The organism is Nonomuraea lactucae, from assembly GCF_003313395.1.
GTDB classification, from domain to species: domain Bacteria; phylum Actinomycetota; class Actinomycetes; order Streptosporangiales; family Streptosporangiaceae; genus Nonomuraea; species Nonomuraea lactucae.
The window spans coordinates 1-22205 of the sequence record NZ_QNFZ01000128.1 but is presented as its reverse complement, the minus strand read 5'-3'; the positions used below and the strand labels follow the sequence as shown (position 1 = coordinate 22205).

Sequence of the window (22205 nt, the reverse complement as noted above, 5' to 3'; positions counted from 1 at the left end):
GTCGGCGCGCGGCGCTGGCTCGGCCTTGACCGTGGGGGTGGAGACGCCGGGACGCGCGGGCGGCGCCGCGGACGCGGCGGGACGGCTCTGCGGGCGCGGCGTCTGCTTCTCCACCGGCGGCGGCACGTCGTCGAAGCCCGCGGCGATGACGGTGACCCGCACCTCGTCGCCCAGGGCGTCGTCGATGACCGTGCCGAAGATGATGTTGGCGTCGGGCGCCGCCGCCATGGACACCAGCTGGGCCGCCTCGTTGATCTCGAACAGGCCGAGGTCGGAGCCGCCGGCGATCGACAGCAGCACCCCGTGGGCGCCGTCGATGCTCGCCTCCAGCAACGGGCTGGAGACGGCCATCTCGGCCGCCGCGACCGAGCGGTCGTCGCCGCGCGCGTGGCCGATGCCCATGAGGGCCGAACCCGCGCCGGACATGACCGACTTGACGTCGGCGAAGTCGAGGTTGATCAGGCCGGGCGTGGTGATCAGGTCGGTGATGCCCTGCACACCGGACAGCAGCACCTGATCCGCCGCCTTGAAGGCGTCGAGCACGCTCACCTGCCGGTCGGAGATCGACAGCAGCCGGTCGTTCGGGATCACGATGAGGGTGTCGACCTCATCGCGCAGCGTCTCGATGCCCGCCTCGGCCTGCATGGCCCGGCGGCGGCCCTCGAAGCTGAACGGCCGGGTGACCACGCCTATGGTGAGCGCGCCGAGGGAGCGGGCGATGTTGGCCACGACGGGCGCGCCGCCGGTGCCGGTGCCGCCGCCTTCGCCCGCCGTGACGAAGACCATGTCGGCCCCCTTGAGGACCTCCTCGATCTCCTCACGGTGGTCCTCGGCCGCCTTGCGCCCGACATCGGGGTTGGCTCCCGCGCCCAGTCCGCGCGTGAGCTCACGGCCCACGTCGAGTTTGACGTCGGCGTCACTCATCAGCAGCGCCTGGGCGTCGGTGTTTATCGCGATGAACTCGACGCCCTTGAGTCCCTCCTCGATCATCCGGTTGACGGCGTTGACTCCGCCGCCGCCGATGCCGACGACCTTGATGACCGCGAGGTAGTTCTGCGGTGCTGCCACGACGAGGGGCCTTTCCGCTCGTGTACTTGCCATTTCGGTGCGGAAGTCTCCGCGTTTCTCACTTCGGTAAGTCTCAACCTCAAGTTGAGATTCAGATTTATGTCAACCTGAGGATTGATACGGACAGTAGGAGTTGGCCTCCGGGCGGGTCAACTAACCGCGCCGCAAGCACGTCCGGCGTGTCGCGGGCTGTCCGTTTCGCTCTGTGGTCATGCCTGGTCGGGGCACTCCTCCGCCGTACGACCTCGTACAGGCTCTCATGCCGTCGCCCCCACGTCCGACAGGCTCGGCCGCGCGTCTCACGCCCCGAGCGCGGGCGCCGGGCGCCTGTCGGCCGGGCCCGAGGCGCGGGCGGCGTCCATGATCATCGGAGGGTCACCACGTCCGGAGAGCTCACGTCGTAGACCTCGCCCCTGCGCCGGAGCAGGGTCGTCAGGATGCGGCCCTTCTCCTCGCCCCGGTCGGCGCCGCCCCAGACGACGGTACGGCCGTCGGACAGCTTGAACGACACCCCTTCGGCCGTGGTGGCCCGGACCTGCCTCACCCGGCCGATGAGCGTGTCGGGCAGGTCCTGGATCACCTGGAGCGCCGCCATGGTCGCCGGATCGCCCGCCGCCGGCCGGTCCACGACGAGGACGGGCAGCAGGGGCGGCGTGACGTCCTTGATCTCGATGACCACGCCGGTCTTGTCGACGACCGCGGCCTTGCCCCCCACCGGGAGGGCGGCGACCGGCTCCCGCTCGGCCACCTCGATCCTCAGCGTGCCGGGCCAGACCCGTTCGGCCTTGGCGGTGGCGAGCTGCCGGATGCCCAGCACCCGGGCCTCCACGCCGGCGAGGTCCACCGTGGCCAGCGGGTGCAGGGAGGCCACCCCGGCCTGCTGCCTGATGCGATCCGTGGGGACTGTGAGATTTCCCACGATCTCGATCGAGCGGACGCCGAGCACGGGCGAGAAGAACACCAGCCAGGCCGCGATGCCCACCACGGCGGCGGTGAGCAGCACCTGCAACGCCGTCCGCGCCTTCATCGCTCCCCCGGGTCCGTCCTGCTCGTGGCACCGAACATACGCCGCATCCGTCGCTCATCGCCCGAGGCGCGCCCGGAGCGCGAAAGGGGGCGGCGTGTGTCCGGCCTCGGACACACTTTGCTACATGATCGCCCGAGCTCAGCTCGGGCGATCACTGTTTTCCGGGCGGGTTCATAGGTCAGGTGCAGTCCGAGCTGCCCGTACACATCGGTTGCCGGCTTGCCGCGGAAGACGTGCTGCAGCGGGATGCGATCGGTGCGCAGAGCGACCGTGCACTGGCCGGGCAGACCGTCAGCTCCATCACCATGCTCGGCATCTACGCCGGCGTCGCACACGCCGCCCGTGACATCGCCGTCGGTGCGGCCGCGCGCCGATCGACCGCGCCGCCGGCGGCTGTGCGGGCCCTTGTCTCCGACATCGAGACCAACCTCTACACGCTTCGTGCCACGGCCGCGGCGGCGCTCGCCAATGCCGATGAGCTCAACGACGACCTCACCGGTGACCTGGACGAGCGCGGCAGGCGAATGATGGTGCCGTTCCAGTGCGCGAAGCTGGCGGTGAACTGGCTGGCGCAGTCGGTGGTCAACGACTGCTTGACCGTCGTCGGCGGCGCCGCCTACGGGGCGGCGCACCCGCTGTCGCGACTTTACCGCGACGTGCGCGCCGGATGGTTCATGCAGCCGTACACCTGGGCACGGGTGGACGGCCGGACTGCTCGGCGACGAGCCTGTGCGGCAGGTGGCCGAAGGATCTCACAGCCCATGTCCGGCTCGGCTGGGGCCTCAGGTCCGGGGGGCCTGAGGCCCGAGGCGTTTTGGCCGGTCAGCCGATGTTTCCTCCTCTGTTGAGCCAGGCACGTACGGAGCCGCCGTCGTAGATCACGACGTAGTCGGCCTTGCCGTCGCCGCTGATGTCGCGGAACGTCGACTTGTCACCGGGGTATCCGGTCTCGTTGACGAAGTTGAGGTAGGGGGTGAAGCCGCCGGCCCCGCCTCCGCCGTTGTTGATGTAGGCGTGCACGGCTCCGGTGCTGCCGACCATCAGGTAGTCGGCCTTGCGGTCGCCGTTGACGTCGGCGAGCCGCAGCTTGCTGCGGCTGCCGTAGGAGACGCCGGGCGCCCAGTTCAGCCGCTCGACCCAGTGGATGCTGCCTCCAGCGCCATCGTTGACATAGGTGTTGATGTAGGCGTGGACGGAGCCGTCGTCGCCGACCCGCAGATAGTCGTCGCGGCCGTCGCCGTCGACGTCGGCGAAGCGGATCGCCGCACCGGTGGCGCCGCTGACCCCCGGGGCGACGATGCCCGCCGACGTCATGCGGTCCGGCAGGTTGTACCAGGCCGACACCGCTCCGGTATTCCACAGCACCAGGTAGTCGTCGCGACCGTCACCGTTGAGGTCGGCGAAGCGTACCTTGTCACCAGTGCCCTCGTTGACCATCGAGGGGATGTCGCGGTAGGGGACCCACACCGGTTGGCCGGGCTCGCCGACGGTGTTGCGTGCGATCTGCACTGATCCGTCCTGGTAGACCACCGCGTAGTCGCCGCGGTCGTCGCCGTCGAAGTCGGCGATGTCGGTGCGGGACACCGGTGTCCCCGACCCATCGACTATGGTGCCGCCGACGGCGATCACGCCCAGAGGGTTCCAGCCGGGTCCGGCCTTGCTGTCGTCGGGCTGGTCGCCGGTGACGCACACCTGGCCGGTGCCGGCCACCGGGGCCTTGAGCCAGCCGCGGCCATCGGCCCTCAGCAGTCCCACGTAGAAGGCGTCGCCCATCTTGCGGTAGCCCGAGTCGCCGGGGTGGGCCGGCTGGGCCAGGTCGGCGGTGGTCACCGCGCTCATGTCGACCAGCAGCACATGCTTGCCCTGAGCCTGGTACTGATCGACGATGCCGGGGAGTTGGGCGTTGAAGGCGTCGATCTTGGGCTGCATGCCATCCTTGGTCGCGGGGACCAAGGTCGCGAGCAGCACCGTCGCCTCGGGCGCGTCTCCCAGGATCTGGTCGATCAACCGGACCAGGCGCGACGGTGCGCGTGCCAGGTCGAAGTCCTGGTTGATGTCGTTGGTGCCGGCGTGCAGCGTCACGACATTGGGCCGGTACGAGGGCACAGCGCAGTCTGCGGCGTCCGTCATGATCGTGTCGATCCGCCACCCGGGATGCCCCTCGTGGTCCGGGTCGGCGAAGGAGCCCGCCTGCTGCGTGCCGACGAAGTTCGCCGAACGCCCACTATCGGTCAGGTGGGTCCAGAGCTCGTCGCGGTACCCGGTGTTGTCGCTACTGCCCACGCCGTAGGTGATCGAGTCGCCCAGGGGCATGAGGCGCGCCGCCGGGTCGGGATCGACCTTGAGGCCTGCCTTACGGGCCACCTCCCTGATCTTCGGCCAGACGGCTTCGCTCCACTCCCCGAACTTCCTCCTAACCCAGTTACACACAGCCGAGCCTGTGTCGCCCAACCAACCGGCGAAGGTCGTCGCCCAGCCAGCGATTTTCTGGCCGAGCTTCTTGAGCAGGGCGGGGAAGATCTCCTTCAGGAACGTCATCAGGCCCAGTTCCCACCAAACGGTAAAGGCGGCGCTCATGAAGGCCACTGCGAGCCCCTGGACGAAAACCGTCTCATCCATTTCTTTGCCCTTGAGCTTGGCGTACACCACCCACCCGACGAACCCTGTGAAGAAAGACATGACGGAGGGGCAAAGAACCGCGAGAAGCCCCTCGCTCACGGCGCCGGCAGCCGTGTAGCACAGCGTGTAGGCGACAGCCCCCGCGGCGAGGCCGGCCGCGGTGGCGACAGCCGCCTTCCAGATGTCGGCCCACGACCACCAGGACGCCTGCACCTCTGAGGAGGGGATGACGATGACCAACCCACCGCTCGCCGTCACCTGTACCGTGCCGTCGAACACCACCTGAGCCGGGTCCGTGTTGTGCTCATTGGCCTCGGCGTAGAGGGGATACGGATTGAAGACCGCACTTTGATCTACAACGTCCTTGATCGCTTCGCTCAGGGGTTTGGGGGAGTCGTTGATCTCCTCGATCGCCAGACGCATGCGGTCCGGGCTGACTCCGTCGACGGGGAAGTTGAAAACCACGTCTTCGTCGGCGGCCACCAGCGAGGCGTCGGCGACCTTCGCCTGCGCGCCGCACATGAGGCTCATACGCATCGTCCCCGCACCGGTCGCGGGCATGTTCAGGGACTTCATGGTGCTACTGGGCAGACCGCAGACGGACTGTGCCTGTACGGGGACGGCATAGGCCGTCACGGGCAGGATGGCGACCAGTGCGACGGTCATAATACGAATCAGTAGGGGGAGGGGTTTCGCGTAGCGGGCTCTGCGGCTCACTAGAACTCACTTCTGTCGCAGGGGGTGTGACTCGATCCCGTGTTTCGGGATGGCCGGCGATGAACACGTCTTACGGGTGGGGATGCCAACCCAGCGCTCTAGGTTTTGTCTGTTTCTCGGGCTGATGATCGTTGACGAGACATCCCCGGTTCGGATCCCGCCGCCAGACTGCCGAGCAGTGCCAGGGCGTCCGCGGAAGGGCTTCCCGGCGCGGCGTGGTAGATCAGCAGGTGCTGACCCGGCTCGTTGACCACCGAAAACGACTCGTAGTCGAGGGTGAGCTCGCCGACGTCGGGATGACAGAAGCGGGTGGTGGACGTAGCCTCCTTGCAGCGGACCTCATGCCGCGGCCAGAGGCGGCGGAAGGCCGAACTCTTGAGGGACAACTCGCCGACCAGTTCGGTCAGTCGCGGGTGGTCGAGGTCAGCGCCGGCGGCGGCCCTGAGCGCGCTCGCGATGGCACGTGCCGCGCGGTCCCAGTCCGGGTAGAAGCTCGGCGCGATGGGATCCAGGAAGACGGCACGGGCCAAGTTGTCACGGTAACGAAGAGGCCGGTGCAGCGCGTCGGCCAGCGGGTTGGAGGCCAGGACGTCATGCCAGCGCCCGACCACCTGTGCCGGCTGGCCGGTCCAGGACATCAGCAATCGGAAGAGGTTGGGCGTGACCCGTTCCGGCCTCGGGATCGAGTGGGGCCGCGGCGGCGGCCCGGCCAGTTGGTGGAGCAGACGGATCGCGTCAGGTTCCAGAGCCAGCGCTTTGGCCAGCGCGTCGAGCACCTGAGCCGACGGTGACCTCTCCCGGCCCTGTTCCAGTCGCACGTAGTAGTAGGTGCTGATCCCGGCCAGCGATGCCACCTCCTCCCGACGCAGGCCGGGCGTGCGCCGCAGCCCGACACCACGGGGCAGCCCCGCGTCCTCAGGAGACAAGGCGGCACGACGCGCCCGCAGGAACTCACCCAAGCCGTTCACAGGCGTGGATCGTATGGGGGTCATATTGCGGCCAGGGAGGCCGAGAAACTACCAGGCAGACCGCGGCGGCCCGTCGGCCGGCCACGTGCTCGGCCGTGATCGTGCGGTGGTCGCCCCGTGGCCGGGGCCAGGCGGTCAGCCATCCGTGTGCGGTGAGGGGGCCACACGCGCTCCTGACTCGCATCAGACCTGGCATGCCGCTGCCCGTTGGAGGGGCGGGCTCTGACGAGGTCGGGCAGGCGCTCGAGCTCGGCTTCCGCGACTACCTGCCCAAGGGGCGCCAGCATCGACGGCGCCCCCTCGCAGGCTCCGCGCCTCATGCGACAGGTTGCCGAGGGGCGCCGTCCGCTGGTATCACGCGGCGGGCCAGGTTCAGGACGATCGGCTCGGGGAATCGTTTGGAGACCACGCGGGCGAAGAAGGCGTTGGCCTTCCCGTCGACGACGGAGGTCTTCCGGGTTGGGAGTGCTTTGAACGCGGTGGCGACGACCTGTTCGGGTGTTCTCATTCCGGCGATGGCCGGGATCTTCTTGCCTGCCGTCATGGGAGTGTCGGTGGGCCCCGGGCACAGGGCCAGCACCCGCACGCCGGTGCCCGCGGTCTCGGCGCTGACCGCTTGGGTGAACGACAGGACGAATGCCTTGCTCGCCGAGTAGGCCGCCATGTAGGGGGCGGGCTGGAAGGCTCCGTTGCTCGAGACGTTGATGATCGTCCCGTGCCCGCGGGAGATCATGCCGGGAAGGAACCGGATGGTGATGCCCAGCACAGCCCGCACGTTGAGGTCCACCAGCGCCGCCATCTGCCCCGGGTCCGAAGCGGCGACCCGCCCTCGATGGCCGACCCCGGCGTTGTTGACCAGGAAGTCGATGGGCGTTCCCAGGTCGGTGACGTACTGGAAGAGCCGCTCCGCGGCCTCCCGCTCGGCTAGATCGAGCCGCGGCGTGGCCACGTCGACGGTGAACCTCGACCGCAGCGAGGTGGCCAGTTCCTCCAGTTTCCCCGCCGAACGCGCGACGAGGACGAGGTTTGCGCCGCGCTTGGCCAGCTCGGTCGCGAAGGCGGCGCCGATGCCGGTCGAAGCGCCGGTTACCAGGGCTGTCCGGCCCTCGAGCCGTAGTGAGTCATGCATGCGATCTCCTCATAGTGCTTGAGCTATTCAACTATATGCTTGAGCAGCTCAATGAAATTGTCAAGGGAAGGGAGATAGACTCGTCGCATGGGACGCACGCTGGCACCGCGGCAGATGTCCTCGGCCGACCTGCTCAGCCGACTGGTACAGGTCGCCGGCACCGCCCAGGCGCAGATCGCCCCCGCCCTGGCCGGATTCGGCCTGGCGGAATCACTGGCCGGTGTGCTGTGGGCGCTCAACCCCGAGCAGACACCGGTTCCCATGCGTGAACTCGCCCGGCGGCTGCACTGCGATCCTTCCAACGTCACTCTGATGAGCACCAAGCTGGAGCAGGCCGGCCTGGTCGAACGGCGGGGCGCACCCCACCGATGGGCGGATCCGCGTCCTGGCGCTGAGCAACGACAACTGTCCGCACTCCTGGCGAAGATCCAGGCCGCCTCAGCCGATTGACGGCTTCCCCACGGCCGCCGCCGGTCGTCCCCCTGCACCGCGCGCCGTCTGCTGAGGATTTGGCCGGGACCTGCTCCCGCACCCGCCCGCGCGAGCTGCTCGCACAGGCGGGTGAGTGCGCATACGCGGCGCGGCGGCGACTTCCGAGCGCCGAGCGGGGTTCAGGGAATCAGCAGGGTCTTGCCGAGCGCTGTCCGCGCGCCGATGGCGGCATGCGCGTCGGCGGCCCGCTCCAGCGGGAACCTCTGACCGATGGCCGGCCGCAGCCGCCCCGCGGCGCCGTCGGCCAGCGCCTGCACCGACATCTCCTGCATGACGGCGGGCGAGGGGAACGCCGCGCCCATCGGCACCAGGGTGACCTGCCGCGTGGCCGCCTCCTGCTCGGAGACCTGGGTCATCGTGCCGCTGCCCGCGCCGAACGCGATGAACCGCCCTCCCGGTGCGACCAGTTCGAAGCTGGCGCGCCCGATGGCGCCGCCGATCGCCTCACACGCGACGGCCACTCCACTCCCGCCGGTCGCCTCCCGGACGCGGTCCTGCCAGCCGGGCCGGGTGTAGTCGATCGCGACCTCGGCGCCTCGCTCGGTGGCCAGGTCGAGCTTGGCCGCCGAACTCGCGGTCGCCACCACCCGCGCACCGGCCTGCTTGACGACCTGGATCAGCAGGCTGCCGACCCCGCCGCCCGCGGCCCCGATCAGCACCCATTCCCCCGGCTTGGGCGCCACGGCCCGGGCGATACCCAGCGCCGTACGCCCGTCGTTCAGCAGTGCCACCGCCTCCTCGAAGCCCAGCCCATCCGGAATCGGGATCACCATGGCCGCGTCGACCGCGACCTTCTGCGCATAACCGCCCGACCCGCCGGTCGTGGTGGCCACCTGCCTTCCGACCAGCGCAGGGTCGGCACCAGGTCCCGCCGCCACGACAGTGCCCGCCACGCCGTTGCCCTGGATGGGAACGCGAAATCCGCGGAGGGTAACCACAGCGATCGACCGGGCGGCGCCCCGCTTTCCGCGGAGCCGTCGGTGCGGAGTCGAGAAGCGAGTCCCTGTTGAGCAGCCGTCCCCGATTTCGTCTCAGCCGTCATCCATGCTCTTGGAGGCGCCGTATCTGGCCTCCATTGTGACAACGGCCTCCTCCACGGCGTGTGCCATCGCGGCTTCGCTGGGAGACCAGGTCATGAGCAGCATCCGTGGCCAGAAGACATAGTTCGCGATCATGCCGAGGAACTGCGTGGCCGCCAGCTCCGGATCGTCCAGCCGGACGGTTCCGGCCTTGCCCTCGGCTTCGAGGTATCGGCGGACCGCATCGAAGAACGGCTCTTTGCCGAGCTTGAACTGGGTCTCGCCCAGTTCGGGGAAGCGTGGCGCCTCGGCGATGACGATGCGGAACAGGGCCACCATGCCAGGACGGGTGAGGAGCGCGGCGTACCTGCTGCCGATCGCCCTCAGCCCGGCCCGCAGATCGCCCGGCTCCGGAGTGAGGTCACGCTCGTCCTCGACCTTCCAGTAGTCGGTCACGATCGCGTCGAACAGCGCCGCCTTGGTCGGAAACTGCTTGAACAGGGTCGCCTTCGAGACGTCGGCCACCTCGGCGATCTTCGCTAGTGACGTCCCGTCGTATCCGGAGTGCAGGAACAGCCCGGTCGCGGCCTCGATGATGGCCGTCCGCTTCTGCTCGGCCAAGCGGCGGTGATAGCTCGAGGGCTCAGTGGTCACGGTGCCATTATGCCCGATCAAGTCCTCTAAGGCGAGCCACTTGACTCACCATCAATCCCCTCCTACTGTTTGCGAGGTGAGTCACGTAACTCACCTCAGTCTTCGGGAAAGGACGCGTCATGGGACGCTTTGACAACCAGACCGTGCTCGTCACCGGCGGTACCGGCGGAATGGGCTCAAGCCACATCCAGGCCTACCACCGCGAGGGCGCCAACGTCGTCATCGGAGACGTCGCCAACGACATCGGCCGTGACCTGGCATCGAGGCTTGGCGAACGGGCTCTCTTCGTCCACCTGGACGTCACCAACGAGGACGACTGGGCCGACGCGGTGGATGCGACCGCAAGCCGCTTCGGTCCGATCTCGATCCTCGTCAACAACGCGGGGATCCAGAACCCCGCCGCCCCCATCGAGCACACCGAGCGACGCACGTGGGAGCGCGTGTTCGCCGTCAACATCACCGGCCAGTTCCTCGGCATCAAAGCCGTCGCGCCGTCCATGCGACAGGGCGGTGGCGGGGTGATCGTCAACATCGCCTCCACCATGGCCCACGGCGGAACCCCGTTCTACGCCCCTTACGTCGCCAGCAAGTGGGCGGTGCGCGGTCTCACCAAGAGTGCCGCTCTGGAACTGGGCCGCGACAACATCCGGGTCAACTCGATCCACCCCGGCGTGGTCTCCACACCGCTGATCAACGAGCCCACGGTGGCGGGCCAGGCACCGATCATCGACTTCTACTCACCCGAGCCCTTCGCCATCCCGCGGCTCGCCGAGCCCGAGGAGATCTCCAAGCTCCTGCTCTTCGTCACCTCCGCGGACGCGTCGTTCGCCACCGGCTCGGAGTTCGTCCTCGACGGTGGGCTGATGCTCGGTCCCGCGCTCCAGCCCGATCTCGCCGTCGCCGCCGACTGACCAGGAGAGCGCCGCAGCAAGGGGTCTCAGCATGAACACCGATACAAGAAGCATGGTCAGGATCACCGTCAACGGGAAAGTGCACGAGCAGCAGATCGACCACCGCAGCACTCTGCTCGACCTGCTCCGGGAGACGCTGCGCCTCACCGGCACGAAGAAGGGGTGCGACCACGGGCAGTGCGGCGCCTGCACAGTCCTGGTGGACGGTCAGCGAGTCCTGAGCTGCCTCAAACTCGTGGTGACGCTCGACGACGCGTCGGTCGTCACCATAGAGGGCCTCGACACAGATGGCGTGCATCCGCTTCAGGAAGCGTTCGTCGCCCGTGACGCCCTCCAGTGCGGGTACTGCACTCCCGGCCAGGTCTGCTCGGCGATCGGAGCGATGGACGAGGCCCGCCGCGGCTGGCCCAGCCTGGTGACGCCGGACCTGGCGAATGCCGAGGTGGAGCTCTCCACCCTCAGCCGGGAAGAGATCCGCGAGCGGATGAGCGGCAACCTGTGCCGGTGTGGCGCCTATCCCAGCATCGTCGACGCCATCGAGGACGTCGCACGGCAGGACGCGAACGGAACGGTCTGATGAAACCTCTCTCCTACGCTCGCCCGCGGACGCAGGCCGAGGCGGCCGCCCTCGTCCGGCGATCGCCGGACGCTGTGTTCATCGCGGGAGGCACCAACCTGACCGACCTCATGAAGCTCGACGTCGTGACTCCCGACCTGCTTGTCGACGTTCAGGACCTGGACCTGACCGAGCTCACCCATCACGAATGGGGGACGGTGGTCGGCGCCGGTGTGACGAACGCCGGTCTGGCCGGCGACATCGGGATCCGCCGACGCTACCCTCTGGTGTCCGAGGCGATCCTGGCCGGTGCTTCGGGCCAGATCCGCAACGCCGCCAGCATCGCCGGCAATCTGTTGCAGCGCACCCGATGCGGCTATTTCCAGGACGTGACCAAGCCCTGCAACAAACGCTCGCCCGGTTCGGGTTGCCCGGCGATCGCTGGAGCGCACCGCGAGCTCGGCGTCCTCGGGACGTCGGAGCACTGCGTCGCGACGCACCCCAGTGACATGGCGGTCGCCCTGGCGGCCCTCGACGCCGTGGTCCGCGTCCGCAGGGCCACCGGCAGCGTGTCCGCCTTGACCCTGGACGAGCTGTACCGGCTCCCCGGGGACCGGCCCGACCGGGATACCACCCTCGAGCCGGGCGACCTCGTCACCGCCGTCGAACTGCCCGCGCCGACGGGAGCACCCTCGAGGTACCGCAAGGTCCGGGACCGCACGTCCTTCGCCTTCGCCCTGGTAAGCGTGGCCGCCATGCTCAAGGTCGAGGACGGGGTCGCCGTCGACGTCCGGCTCGCCTACGGCGGCGTCGCCCCTCGTCCCTGGCGTGCGCGTACGGCCGAGGCCGCCCTGCTGGGCGAGCGCCCGACCGACTCGTTGATCACGCAGGCCCTCCAGGCCGAGTTCGCAACCGCCCGGCCGCTCCCGGACAACGCGTTCAAGATCAACCTTGCGGCCTCGCTCACCCGCGCGGTGGTACGAGACCTGGCACCGGCACAGAAGGCGGGACGATGACCTCGACCAACCAAGCGGTGACGCGGCTGGATGGACCCGACAAGGTCACCGGCAGAGCCCGCTACGCCGTCGAGTACGGCGCGAACGACGTCGCCTATGCCTGGCCGGTCCAGGCGACGTGCGCACGCGGCCGGCTCGACCGGGCCGAGACCGATGCCGCCCTGGCCGTGCCCGGTGTGCTCGACGTGCTGACCCACGAGAACGTCCTCCGGCTGCATGCCGACGGCGAGATCTCGCCAGCGCATATGGGCGCGCTCCCCGACCTTCTGCTGCTGCAGTCGAAGGACCTGGTCTTCCGGGGCCAACTCGTGGCGGCGGTGATCGCCGAGACTCCTGAGGCCGCCCGGGAAGGAGCCGCGGCGGTGGTCGTGGTGACCGAGGCCGAGCACGCGCGGCTCGAACTCACCGTGGGAGACGACGAGGCGATCGTCCCCGACATCACCAATGACCTCAGCCCCGGTCACGTGGCACGTGGGGACGCCGACCGCGACTTCGCGGACGCGCCGGTGCGGTTGGACACGACCTACTCCACGGCGGCGAACTTCGCGATGCCCATGGAGCCGCACGCCGCCATGGCGACGTGGGACGGCGACCGGTTGACGGTGCACGCCTCGGACCAGGGTCCACCATGGACGGCCATGACGCTTGCCGGTCTTCTGGGCCTCCCGCCTTCGAACGTCGAAGTGGTGGCCGAGTACGTGGGGGGCGGGTTCGGGTCCAAGGCCGCTCCAAGACCGCCGATCATGCTGGCGGTGCTCGCCGCCCGGCTGGTCGGCCGTCCGGTGAAGGTGGCCCTCAACCGTCAGCAGTCCACCAGCCTGACGACCTACCGGGGCCCTTCGCGCCAGCGAATACGGATCGGTGCGGGCACGGACGGACGGATCTCGTCGGTGATCCACGAAACGACCGGGCAGACGTCGCGACTCACCACGTACGCCGACCAGACGGTCAGCGCCACACGCCTGATGTATCGCGCCGAGCACTGTCGCACCACCACCAACGTCCTGCCGCTCGACGTCCCCACCCCGGCGTGGGTCCGGGCACCCGGGGAGGCTCCGGGCATGTTCGCGCTGGAGTCCGCCATGGACGAGCTGGCCGTACAGCTCGGAATGGACCCGATCGAGCTGCGAGTGCTCAACGAGCCCGAGACCGATCCCGAGTCGGGGCTGCCCTTCACCAGTCGGAACCTCGTGTCGTGTCTGCGGATCGGCGCGGAGCGGTTCGGCTGGTCTGACCGCCGCCCCGAGCCTGGGGCGACATCCGACGGACGCTGGCGGTTGGGCATGGGAGTGGCGGCGGCGACATATCCCCACTACCTCTTCCCCTCGACGGCCACGGCGCGCGTCGACAGCGCTCACCGATACACCGTGCGGATCGGCGCCGCCGACATCGGTACGGGTGCGCGCACCGCGCTCCACCAGATCGCCGCCGATGCCCTCAAGGTGCCGATGTCCGATGTACGGATCGAGTTGGGACGCGCGTCGCACGGTTCGGCCCCGTTCGCGGGCGGCTCGATGGGAACCGCGTCGTGGGGGGCGGCCATCGAGTCCGCGTGCCGCGAGCTGCGACGGAGGATCTCGGCGGGGGGCGGGATTCCCGACGAGGGGCTCGAAGCCGGCGCCGAAACCCTCGAGGTCATGACGCCCTCCAACTTCTCGCGGCACGCCTACGGTGCCCACTTCGCGGCTGTGCGGGTCGACCGGGACACCGGGGAGGTCCAGGTCGACCGCATGCTCGGGGTGTTCGCGACCGGCCGGATCATCAACCCGCTCACGGCGAAATCGCAGGCGGTCGGGGCGATGATCATGGGGATGGGAATGGCGCTGATGGAAGCCGCGGAGCCGGACACCCGGTTCGGCGGGTTCGTCACCCAGGACCTCGCCGGCTACCACGTGCCCGCCCACGCCGACGTACGTGACATCGACGCCATGTTCCTGACCGAGGAGGATCCCAACCTCGGGCCCATCGCCGGCAGAGGGGTGGGCGAGATCGGCATCGTCGGCACCGCCGCGGCCATCACGAACGCCATCCACAACGCGACGGGCATTCGTATCAAGGATCTCCCGGTGCGCGCCGAGAACCTGCTGCTCCGGGTCGCGGTCAAGGCCGGAGAGAGATGATTGTTCACGACTCGGTACGCAGGGCCATCGAGATCACTCCCGCCTCGTCGGCGCGGGACAGAACCATCGACATCACAACGATCGGGCGCCGCACAGGGCTTGAGCGTCGCATCGAGATCTGGTTCTACCGGGCCCTCGGCAGGACCTACCTGAGTGGGCTGCCCTCACGCCCCAGTTGGTACCTGAACCTGCTCGCGAACCCTGAGTTCACCTTCCACCTGAAGAACGGCGTGCGGGCGGACCTCCGGGCGAAGGCCACGCCCATCACCGACGAGGCGGAACGACGCCGGATCTTCACCGAGATCGTCGCCGACCTCAATCAGCCGAGCAACCCCGGCCAGATCGATCAGCCCACCCACGTGGAGGACTGGGTGCGGGGAAGCCGGCTGATGGAGGTCACCTTCCTCGACTGACCAGACCAAGGACTCGATGATGACCCCGGAGAAGGTCCGCGATCGGCGGACATTGGCGCTGCTCGCGACAAGCGCGGCGGCGTTCGCGATGCTGCAGACGATCATTAGCCCGGTCCTGCCCACGATCCAGCAGCACTTCGGCACCACCCAGGACACCCTGTCCTGGGTACTCATCGCCTACCTGCTCGCCGCGGCCGTCGCCACACCCATCCTGGGCAAGATCGGGGACCTGGTCGGCAAGGACCGGGCGCTTCGCATCGCTCTCGGCACACTCGCCCTCGGCTGCCTGGTCGCCGCCCTGGCCCCGAATGTCACCGTGCTGCTCGTCGGCCGAGTCCTACAGGGCTGCGGCGGCGCTGTCTTCCCGCTGTCCTTCGGGATCGTACGCGACGAGTTCCCACCGAACCGTGTCCCCACGGCCATCGGCATCCTGTCCGGCGTGCTGGGGCTCGGCGGCGGCCTCGGCACCGTGCTCGCCGGCCCGTTGGTCGATCTGGTCGGCTGGCGTTCGCTGTTCTGGTTGCCCATGCTGCTCGTGGTGGCGGTGGCGGCGCTCAGCACCCGGGTCGTCACGCCGTCGCCGGTCCGCTCCGGCGGACGCGTCAACTGGCTCGCGGCCACCATGCTCTCCGCGTGGCTCGTCGCGCTGCTGCTCCCCCTGAGCATGGGCGCGAGGTGGGGCTGGTCCTCCCCCGCCACCGTCGGCCTGTTCGCCGCCGCGGTGGTGGCCGCCGCGGCGTGGGCGGTCATCGAAACCCGTACGGACAACCCGGTGATCGACATACGGATGATGCGGCGGCGGGGAGTGTGGGCCCCCAACCTCATCGCGTTCCTGCTCGGCGCGGGGATGTTCGGGGTGCTGGGATTCTTGCCCCAGCTCATGCGGACCCCGCCCGCGGGCGGCTACGGGTTCGGTGCTTCGGTCACCGTCGCGGGACTGCTCCTGGCTCCGATGCCGATCCTGCAGGCGACGACGAGCCCGGTCAGCGGCGCGCTGGCCCCGTGGCTGGGGTTGAAAGCGCAGTTGGCCGCCGGGTCCGCCCTGCTCGCCCTTTCGAGCGCCGGCTTCGCGCTGTTCCACGACTCCCCCTGGAAGGTCGCCACGGGCGCCGGCGTGTTCGGCATCGGGCTCGGCATGGCCTACGCGACGCTGACCAGCGTCATCGTGCAGGCGGTACCGGCCACCCAGACCGGCACCGTGAGTGGCGTGAACGCCAACATCCGCACCGTCGGCGGCGCCGTGGGCACCGCGCTGGTCACCGCCATAGTCACCGCGAGTCCGCAGGCGACCGGCTACCCGAGGGAGAGCGGCTTCGTCGACGGCTTCCTGACCCTCGCGCTGATGTGCGCGGCGGCGATGTTGCTCTGCCTGCTGATACCCGCGTCCCCGTGGCGCTCGACCGGCGCGCCCGACACCACGGGCACCGAGGCGCTCCAGCCGGGTGGCCTCGGCGGGGAAACGCCACGGTCGGCCGGGACTCGCCAGTCTCACCGCCGGCCCGCGAAAGCACCGCCACGCCACCGTGCTCGCAGACCAGGCATCCCGCCCCGTACGGACAAGGACCGATGCCGGTGATCGGCACGGGACATCACCGACTCGCCGCCGCCTGAGACGTCGGGGCGGCTCATGGGCGAGCTGTACGGCCCGCGACCTGAGGAGTTCGCGTCACGTAGAAAACAACTACACCAAACGGCCGTGAACTCTGTCATATGCGCGGACACCGCTCTCCGCAGGTCACCGGCTTCACGGGTCACCGTCTTCACGGATCGCCGCACGGCCGATGCCGCGCCGCGGCGAGGAGATACCCGTCGCGCAGGCCGTCCGTCAGCGTCCGCGAGTCGTGCGCCGTGGGCGGCGGAGGCGAGCGCCGCCCACGTGGCGCGCGCCTTCGCGTCCTCCATGCCCCGGAGCAGCTCGACGGACTCCGTCACCGTCCGGGCGTCCCTCAGCCATTCCCAGTAGCACGGAAGATCGGGCCCGACCAGCGGCAACGCGGCGGTGGCGGCCTCCAGCGTGGCGAGCCCGAACGTCTCGTGCTTGGACGGCAGGAAGAACACGTCGGCCGCCACGCAGTACTCGAAGACCTTCTCCCTCGGCACCAGACCCGTGAACGTCACGTTGTCCGTGGCGTTGGCCCGCAGACGCGTCAGGTCGTGCCGGGCGTCGGAGAGCATGCCGAACTGCATTCCGCCCACCCACACGAATCTCAGATGCGGCAGGCTCCGCGCACAGGAGACGAATTCCTCGACGCCTTTTCTCGGCTGTATCTGCCCCACGCCGAGGACGACCAGACGGTGGTCCCATCCCAACGCGTGCCGCAGGTCGTCGCGCCGGTCCGCCAGCGATCGGATGCGCTGCTCGTCGATGGCGTTGCTCATCTGGAGGATCGGGCCTCGCACGCCCAGCTACTCGAGCTCCGCCTCAACTCCCTGCTTGGTGAGTGCCTTACGGCACCGCGCCAGGTGCTCCTTGAACGTGCGGCTGAACCGCTCTATGACCTACGAGTTGTCGCATCGGAGATCAACGGCGTGGGCTCATATCCAACCGAGCAGCTTCGCGAGCGGCTGACGATCGAGTGCGGCACGTACGGGGTCGCGGGCGTGTGGACCGACAACCGCCGCAAGATGACCGGGTTCGGCAAGCTCAAGACGCTCTTGCAGCGCGGGCAGCTCGTGCTGCCGCGCGTCCTGTGCTGGTGCTGGTCTCGGCTGGTCGGCTCGGTATGACCTTGAGCTACAACTGACGCAGCACCTGCATGGCATTCCTCTCGATGCGCGAAAGATCGCGGAGAATGACGCGGGCCTGCTCGAGATGCCCCACGTCGCCGCTCTTTCCAGCTTTGGTGATCAAGGTGGCCACGTCCGTACAGCGTGTGACCGGCGCGGAGGTTGCTGGCGTCGATCAGCTGGATGCATTCGCCGCCCGAACAGCAGGTTCGGCTGCCGCTTCGGCACAGGAACTGCTCGATCAAGGCCAGCAACTCGGCATCGTCAGCGATCTGACCCGCCAGCATGTCATAGGTCGCGGAATTGCCACGCGCGCACCCGTATGTGGGTATCGCATGTATCCCGATGCCCCTTGCATGCCGAGAGTTCAAGTCCCCCCGGGGACACCGGCGCCCCGGGGAGGTCAGCGGGCGGAGAGCTCGGCCAGGATCTGGGGACCCAGCTCGGTGATGTCGCCCGCCCCCATGGTCAGCACGATATCGCCGGGCCGCGCCCGGGAGGCCGCCAGCGCCGGCACCGTGGACCGATCGGGCGCGTAGGCCACCCGCTCGGCGGGCAGGGGCACCCGGCCGGCCACCATGGCCCCGGACACCCCCGGCTCCGGGTCCTCCCTGGCCCCGTAGACGTCGAGCACGATCGCCTCGTCGGCCAGGGCCAGCGCCGAGCCGAAGTCGTCGGCGAAGAACCTGGTGCGCGAGTAGAGGTGCGGCTGGAAGATCGCGATGACCCGCCCGCTGCCCGAGTAGGAGGCGACCACGTCGCGCGCGGCCCGCAGGTCGGCGGCCAGCTCGGTGGGATGGTGGGCGTAGCTGTCGTAGACGGCGACCCCGCCCGCCTCGCCCTTGGCCTCGAAGCGCCGCTTGGCCCCCGTGAAGGCCGCCAGACCGTCCCTGATCTCCTCGAACGGGAGCCCCAGCTCCTCGGCCACGGCGATCACCGCGGTGGCGTTGAGCGCGTTGTGCGCCCCCGGAACGGCCAGCCGGACGTTTCCCCGCCCCTCGACGGTGAACGTGGTGCCGAAGCCGTCGGGCCGCACGCCGGTCACCCGGACCTCGCCCGAGGCGCCGTAGGTGCGTACGCGGATGCCGCGCGCCCGCGCGATCTCGGCCACCTCGGCGGCGCCGGGGTCATCGGCGCAGACGACGAGCACCGACCCGATCCGCTCGGTGAAGCGGGCGAAGCTGTCGTAGACGGCCCGCGGGTCGCCGTAGTTGTCGAGGTGGTCGGCCTCGACGTTGGTGACCACGGCGATGTCGGGCGCGAGCATGAGGAACGACCCGTCGCTCTCGTCGGCCTCGGCCACGAACACCTCTCCGGACCCCTCGTCAGCGCCCAGCCCGGTGGTGACGAGCTGGCCGCCCACGCAGTAGGAGGGGTCGGCCCCGCACTTCTGCAGGGCCACGGTCAGCATCGAGGTGGTCGTCGTCTTGCCGTGGGTGCCCGCGACGGCCACGGCTGTGCGGCCGGCCATCACGGACGCGAGCGCGGCGGCCCGGGGGATCACCCGCAGCCCCTGTTTGAGGGCCTCGCCCAGCTCGGGGTTGGAGTCGCGGATCGCGGTGGACACCACCACGGTGTCGACGTCCTTGATGTGGGAGGCCGCGTGGCCGATGTGCACGATCGCGCCCAGCCGGCGCAGCTCGCTCACCAGGTCGCTGCCGCGCGCGTCGCTGCCGGAGACGCGCACGCCCCGCTTGAGCAGGATGCGGGCGATGCCCGACATTCCGGCGCCGCCGATGCCGATGAAGTGCACGCGCCCCAGGTCCGCGACGGACACGGGATCTACCAGCTTGACGAGACTCATCGGGCTATCTCCAAGACTTTCTTTGCCAGCATGATATCGGCGTCCTTGCGCCCCAGCCTGGCGGCGGCTTCCGACATGACGGCGACCCGCTCGGGGTCGTGCAGGATGGGCAGCACGTGGTGGATGATCCAATCGGGTGACAGCTCGGCGTCGTCGACCACGAGACCGCCGCCGACCGCGACGATGCGCTCGGCGTTGACACGCTGCTCGCCGTTGCCCTGCGACAGCGGCACGTACGCGCCCGGCAGCCCGACCGCGGTCATCTCGGCGCAGGTGAGCGCGCCGCTTCGGCACAGCGCCAGGTCGGCCGCCGCGTAGGCGAGGTCCATGCGGTCGATGTACGGCAGCAGGACGTACTGGGGGTCGCCGGGCGGCGGCTCCCGATCGGCGGCGTTGTCCGGGCCGAGCACGTGGAGCACCTGCACGCCGGCGGCGCGCAGCGCGGGCGCGGCGGCGAGCGCGGCCAGGTTGATCGCCCTGGACCCCCGCGAGCCGCCGAAGACCAGCAGGGTCGGCCGGTCGCTCTCCAGGCCGAACCAGGATCGTGCCCGGTCACCGGTGGACAGCCGGTCGAGCGAGACGATCTCACGGCGCAGCGGGGTGCCGATGTAGGCGCCCTTGAGCGCCGAGTCGGGGAAGCCGGTGAAGACGTGGTCGGTGAGCCTGGCCCCCAGCCGGTTGGCCAGGCCGGGGCGCGGGTTGGCCTCGTGGACGACGATCGGCACGCCCCGGCGCTTGGCCGCGAGGTAGGCGGGGGTGGCGACGTAGCCGCCGAACCCGACCAGGACGTCGGCGGAGACCCGGTCGAGGATCCCGGCGCACGCGTTGACCGCCACGGCGAGCCGGCCCGGCATGGTGAGCAGTTGCGGGGTCATGGTCCTGGGCAGCGGCACCGCGGGCACCAGCTCCAGGTCGTAGCCCCTGGCGGGGACCAGCCGCGTCTCGAGCCCGCGCTCGGTGCCGACGCACGTGATGCCGATGCCCGGGTCGAGCTGGCGCAGCGCGTCGGCCAGGGCGAGTGCCGGCTCGATGTGGCCGGCCGTCCCCCCACCGGCGAGGACCACCCTCATGTGCACTCCCTAACGTCTCGCTCTGCCTCTGGTCATTCCCGCCAGGCCAAGCCAGCTTAGGGCCCGTGTGGCCGGTCCGGGGCCGCGAGCGGCCAGAGCTTCGCGAGCACCCGGTTCCCTCTTGGCGAACGACAGCAGCATGCCGAGCGCGGCCAGGGTCGGCAGCAGCGCCGATCCGCCGTAGGAGACCAGGGGGAGCGGGATGCCGGTGATGGGCAGCACGCCGAGCACGGCGCCCATGTTGACGATGGCCTGCCCGGCGATCCAGGCCACGATGGCCGCGGCCGCGAGTCGTACGAAGGCGTCGTTGACCCGGGAGGCGACCCGCAGCCCCGCGTAGCCGAGCAGGCCGAACAGCGCCACCACGACCAGCGTGCCCATGAGGCCGAGCTCCTCGCCGAGGATGGCGAAGATGAAGTCGCTCTCGCCGTGGGGCAGCCAGCTCCACTTGGCCCGGCTGCTGCCCAGGCCGAGGCCGAACCAGCCGCCCGAGCCCATGGCGATCTGCCCCTGCACGGCCTGGTAGCCCGCGCCCTGCGCGTCGGCCCAGGGGTCGAGGAACGCGCCGATGCGCGCCATGCGGTACGGCTCGACGCGGATCATGATCATCGCGGCCAGCACGGCGAGCGCCAGGATGCCGCCGAACAGCTTCAGCGGGGCGCCCACCACCCACAGCAGCGCCAGGAAGATCATGAAGAGCACGAGGGTGGTGCCCAGGTCGCGGCCGAGCATGACCATGACGGCCAGGATGGCGGTGCCGGGCATCAGCGGGATCAGCATGTGCCGCCACTCGATGCGACCCTGCCGCGCCCGCCGGGCCAGCAGGTCGGCGCCCCACAGGGCGAGGCCGAGCTTGGCCGGCTCGGACGGCTGGACGGTCAGCGGGCCGAGGTAGATCCACCGCTGGGCGCCCAGCTCCGAGGAGCCGATGAACAGCACCATGACCAGCGCGATGATCGACAGCGCCATGAGCGGGTAGCCGGCCCAGCGGAAGAACTTGTACGGCACGCGGGCGCACGCCCACATGACCGGCAGGCCGATGGCGGCCGACAGCGACTGCTTGATGAACCACGTGAACGGGTTGCCGGTCTTCTGCATCGCCTCGATGCTCGACGCGGACAGCACCATCATCAGCCCGAGCGCGAGCAGCAGCGCGCTGCACCCGATGATCAGGTAGTAGGTGGTCAGCGGCTTGCCCAGCAGCTCGCGGAGCGCGCCCAGCTGCTCGCGGGCCCATCCCGCCGGCCCTTCGACCGGGCTCCGCCGGGGGCCTTCGCCGGTGGTCCGCCGCCTGGGGCCTTCCTCGGTGGTCCTCTGCTTGGGGCCTTCCTCGGTGGTCGCGCTCACGTCGCCGCCTTCAGCTCGCGTACGGCTCGCGCGAAGGCCTCCCCTCGGGCGGGGTATCCGGCGAACATGTCGAGCGACGCGCCCGCCGGGGAGAGCAGCACGGTGTCCCCCGGCGAGGCCAGGCGGGCGGCTTCGGAGACGACTCGGTTCATCGCTCCAGTGTCTTGGTCGGCGATGTCGACGACGGGGACATTCGGGGCGTGTCGCGCGAGTGCTTCGGCGATCGCAGCCCGGTCGGCCCCGAGCAGCACCGCCGCTCGCAGCCGCGGCGCGGCGCCGCGCACCAGCTCGTCGACGTCGGCCCCCTTGAGCTGGCCGCCCGCGACCCACACGACCGACGGGTAGGCCGACAGGGCCGCGGCGGCGGCGTGGGGGTTGGTGGCCTTGGAGTCGTCGACGTAGTCGACCTCGCCGATCCGCTCGACGTGGGCCAGGCGGTGCGGGTCGGGGATGAAGTCGCGCAGCCCCCGCCGTACGGCGGCGGCGGGCACGCCCAGGGTGCGGGCGAGCGCGGCGGCGGCGAGCGCGTTGGCCACGTTGTGCGGGGC

General features: G+C 69.8%; 22 protein-coding genes. 9 read left to right on the top strand and 13 right to left on the bottom strand.

Annotated features, from left to right (window positions below; translation table 11 throughout):
* Positions 1-1068: cell division protein FtsZ (ftsZ, locus tag DQW85_RS09120; RefSeq protein ID WP_240197041.1), on the bottom strand; the 1068-nt coding region annotated here is incomplete at its 3' end.
* Between the two features lie 364 nt (positions 1069-1432).
* On the bottom strand, positions 1433-2095 hold the full coding sequence (locus tag DQW85_RS09115; protein ID WP_113699931.1) for a cell division protein FtsQ/DivIB: 663 nt from the start codon (positions 2093-2095) through the stop codon (positions 1433-1435).
* 182 nt (positions 2096-2277) lie between these two features.
* Between DQW85_RS09115 and DQW85_RS09110 the strand changes: the two genes are divergently transcribed.
* Positions 2278-2943: an acyl-CoA dehydrogenase family protein gene (locus DQW85_RS09110; protein ID WP_205314994.1), complete on the top strand. Its 666-nt coding sequence runs from the start codon at positions 2278-2280 to the stop codon at positions 2941-2943.
* On the opposite strand, the gene DQW85_RS09105 is transcribed toward DQW85_RS09110, so the two are convergent.
* The 3 genes from DQW85_RS09105 to DQW85_RS09095 all read right to left on the bottom strand — a co-directional run bounded on the left by DQW85_RS09105 (position 2918) and on the right by DQW85_RS09095 (position 7528).
* On the bottom strand, positions 2918-5431 hold the full coding sequence (locus tag DQW85_RS09105) for an FG-GAP-like repeat-containing protein (protein WP_162794855.1): 2514 nt from the start codon (positions 5429-5431) through the stop codon (positions 2918-2920). The two genes, DQW85_RS09110 and DQW85_RS09105, sit on opposite strands and share 26 nt — an antisense overlap.
* A gap of 98 nt (positions 5432-5529) precedes the next feature.
* Complete coding sequence (locus tag DQW85_RS09100; protein WP_113699928.1) at positions 5530-6423, bottom strand: helix-turn-helix domain-containing protein; 894 nt, start codon at positions 6421-6423, stop codon at positions 5530-5532.
* A 292-nt stretch (positions 6424-6715) separates the two neighbouring features.
* Positions 6716-7528 (bottom strand): SDR family NAD(P)-dependent oxidoreductase, encoded by an 813-nt coding sequence (locus tag DQW85_RS09095; protein ID WP_113699927.1) that lies wholly within the window; start codon positions 7526-7528, stop codon positions 6716-6718.
* A gap of 87 nt (positions 7529-7615) precedes the next feature.
* Between DQW85_RS09095 and DQW85_RS09090 the strand changes: the two genes are divergently transcribed.
* The gene (locus DQW85_RS09090) at positions 7616-7978 is read left to right on the top strand and encodes a MarR family winged helix-turn-helix transcriptional regulator (protein WP_113699926.1); all 363 of its coding nucleotides are present in this window, start codon (positions 7616-7618) and stop codon (positions 7976-7978) included.
* Positions 7979-8139: 161 nt separating this feature from the next.
* Here DQW85_RS09090 and DQW85_RS09085 read toward each other — a convergent pair whose 3' ends face one another.
* Together DQW85_RS09085 and DQW85_RS09080 are read right to left on the bottom strand one after the other, a co-directional pair.
* Positions 8140-8913, bottom strand: coding sequence for a zinc-binding dehydrogenase (locus DQW85_RS09085; protein ID WP_162794854.1), 774 nt, complete (start codon positions 8911-8913; stop codon positions 8140-8142).
* Between the two features lie 138 nt (positions 8914-9051).
* Positions 9052-9693: a TetR/AcrR family transcriptional regulator gene (locus DQW85_RS09080; RefSeq protein ID WP_113699924.1), complete on the bottom strand. Its 642-nt coding sequence runs from the start codon at positions 9691-9693 to the stop codon at positions 9052-9054.
* A 119-nt stretch (positions 9694-9812) separates the two neighbouring features.
* On the opposite strand from DQW85_RS09080, the gene DQW85_RS09075 reads away from it, so the two are divergent.
* The 6 genes from DQW85_RS09075 to DQW85_RS09050 are packed head-to-tail and all read left to right on the top strand — an operon-like array spanning position 9813 to position 16285.
* On the top strand, positions 9813-10604 hold the full coding sequence (locus DQW85_RS09075) for a glucose 1-dehydrogenase (RefSeq protein WP_113699923.1): 792 nt from the start codon (positions 9813-9815) through the stop codon (positions 10602-10604).
* Positions 10605-10635: 31 nt separating this feature from the next.
* The gene (locus tag DQW85_RS09070; RefSeq protein ID WP_113699922.1) at positions 10636-11181 is read left to right on the top strand and encodes a 2Fe-2S iron-sulfur cluster-binding protein; all 546 of its coding nucleotides are present in this window, start codon (positions 10636-10638) and stop codon (positions 11179-11181) included.
* Positions 11181-12176: an FAD binding domain-containing protein gene (locus DQW85_RS09065; RefSeq protein WP_113699921.1), complete on the top strand. Its 996-nt coding sequence runs from the start codon at positions 11181-11183 to the stop codon at positions 12174-12176. The genes DQW85_RS09070 and DQW85_RS09065 overlap by 1 nt, the downstream gene beginning before the upstream one ends.
* On the top strand, positions 12173-14296 hold the full coding sequence (locus DQW85_RS09060; RefSeq protein WP_113699920.1) for a xanthine dehydrogenase family protein molybdopterin-binding subunit: 2124 nt from the start codon (positions 12173-12175) through the stop codon (positions 14294-14296). Before DQW85_RS09065 ends, DQW85_RS09060 begins: the two co-directional genes overlap by 4 nt.
* Positions 14293-14709, top strand: coding sequence for a nitroreductase/quinone reductase family protein (locus tag DQW85_RS09055; RefSeq protein WP_113699919.1), 417 nt, complete (start codon positions 14293-14295; stop codon positions 14707-14709). Before DQW85_RS09060 ends, DQW85_RS09055 begins: the two co-directional genes overlap by 4 nt.
* 16 nt (positions 14710-14725) lie before the next feature.
* Complete coding sequence (locus tag DQW85_RS09050) at positions 14726-16285, top strand: MFS transporter (RefSeq protein WP_205314993.1); 1560 nt, start codon at positions 14726-14728, stop codon at positions 16283-16285.
* Here DQW85_RS09050 and DQW85_RS09045 read toward each other — a convergent pair.
* Positions 16198-17088 carry a glycosyltransferase gene (locus tag DQW85_RS09045; protein ID WP_162794853.1) on the bottom strand — a complete coding sequence of 297 codons (891 nt, stop codon included), beginning with the start codon at positions 17086-17088 and terminating at the stop codon, positions 16198-16200. The two genes, DQW85_RS09050 and DQW85_RS09045, sit on opposite strands and share 88 nt — an antisense overlap.
* A 150-nt stretch (positions 17089-17238) precedes the next feature.
* Here DQW85_RS09045 and DQW85_RS09040 point away from each other — a divergent pair, with 150 nt between their 5' ends.
* Complete coding sequence (locus tag DQW85_RS09040; protein ID WP_113699916.1) at positions 17239-17436, top strand: hypothetical protein; 198 nt, start codon at positions 17239-17241, stop codon at positions 17434-17436.
* A gap of 7 nt (positions 17437-17443) precedes the next feature.
* On the opposite strand, the gene DQW85_RS47585 is transcribed toward DQW85_RS09040, so the two are convergent.
* The 5 genes from DQW85_RS47585 to DQW85_RS09015 form a co-directional block, all read right to left on the bottom strand.
* On the bottom strand, positions 17444-17569 hold the full coding sequence (locus DQW85_RS47585) for a hypothetical protein (protein WP_275888187.1): 126 nt from the start codon (positions 17567-17569) through the stop codon (positions 17444-17446).
* A 270-nt stretch (positions 17570-17839) separates the two neighbouring features.
* Positions 17840-19240, bottom strand: coding sequence for a UDP-N-acetylmuramate--L-alanine ligase (gene murC, locus DQW85_RS09030; protein WP_113699915.1), 1401 nt, complete (start codon positions 19238-19240; stop codon positions 17840-17842).
* The gene (gene murG, locus DQW85_RS09025; protein WP_113699914.1) at positions 19237-20310 is read right to left on the bottom strand and encodes an undecaprenyldiphospho-muramoylpentapeptide beta-N-acetylglucosaminyltransferase; all 1074 of its coding nucleotides are present in this window, start codon (positions 20308-20310) and stop codon (positions 19237-19239) included. Before murG ends, murC begins: the two co-directional genes overlap by 4 nt.
* A gap of 9 nt (positions 20311-20319) precedes the next feature.
* On the bottom strand, positions 20320-21657 hold the full coding sequence (ftsW, locus tag DQW85_RS09020) for a putative lipid II flippase FtsW (RefSeq protein WP_113699913.1): 1338 nt from the start codon (positions 21655-21657) through the stop codon (positions 20320-20322).
* The coding region (locus DQW85_RS09015) for a glutamate ligase domain-containing protein (RefSeq protein WP_275888186.1) at positions 21654-22205 on the bottom strand (552 nt) is incomplete at its 5' end. The genes DQW85_RS09015 and ftsW, both read right to left, overlap by 4 nt.

What these genes read in the sequence shown, in the direction of transcription:
- DQW85_RS09115 (WP_113699931.1), bottom strand. Translation starts at nt 2,095, where the DNA reads ATGAAGGCGCGGACGGCGTTGCAGGTGCTGCTCACCGCCGCCGTGGTG.
- DQW85_RS09100 (WP_113699928.1), bottom strand. Translation starts at nt 6,423, where the DNA reads ATGACCCCCATACGATCCACGCCTGTGAACGGCTTGGGTGAGTTCCTG.
- DQW85_RS09095 (WP_113699927.1), bottom strand. Translation starts at nt 7,528, where the DNA reads ATGCATGACTCACTACGGCTCGAGGGCCGGACAGCCCTGGTAACCGGC.
- DQW85_RS09090 (WP_113699926.1), top strand. Translation starts at nt 7,616, where the DNA reads ATGGGACGCACGCTGGCACCGCGGCAGATGTCCTCGGCCGACCTGCTC.
- DQW85_RS09075 (WP_113699923.1), top strand. Translation starts at nt 9,813, where the DNA reads ATGGGACGCTTTGACAACCAGACCGTGCTCGTCACCGGCGGTACCGGC.
- DQW85_RS09070 (WP_113699922.1), top strand. Translation starts at nt 10,636, where the DNA reads ATGAACACCGATACAAGAAGCATGGTCAGGATCACCGTCAACGGGAAA.
- DQW85_RS09065 (WP_113699921.1), top strand. Translation starts at nt 11,181, where the DNA reads ATGAAACCTCTCTCCTACGCTCGCCCGCGGACGCAGGCCGAGGCGGCC.
- DQW85_RS09060 (WP_113699920.1), top strand. Translation starts at nt 12,173, where the DNA reads ATGACCTCGACCAACCAAGCGGTGACGCGGCTGGATGGACCCGACAAG.
- DQW85_RS09055 (WP_113699919.1), top strand. Translation starts at nt 14,293, where the DNA reads ATGATTGTTCACGACTCGGTACGCAGGGCCATCGAGATCACTCCCGCC.
- DQW85_RS09050 (WP_205314993.1), top strand. Translation starts at nt 14,726, where the DNA reads ATGATGACCCCGGAGAAGGTCCGCGATCGGCGGACATTGGCGCTGCTC.
- DQW85_RS09045 (WP_162794853.1), bottom strand. Translation starts at nt 17,088, where the DNA reads ATGAGCAACGCCATCGACGAGCAGCGCATCCGATCGCTGGCGGACCGG.
- murC (WP_113699915.1), bottom strand. Translation starts at nt 19,240, where the DNA reads ATGAGTCTCGTCAAGCTGGTAGATCCCGTGTCCGTCGCGGACCTGGGG.
- murG (WP_113699914.1), bottom strand. Translation starts at nt 20,310, where the DNA reads ATGAGGGTGGTCCTCGCCGGTGGGGGGACGGCCGGCCACATCGAGCCG.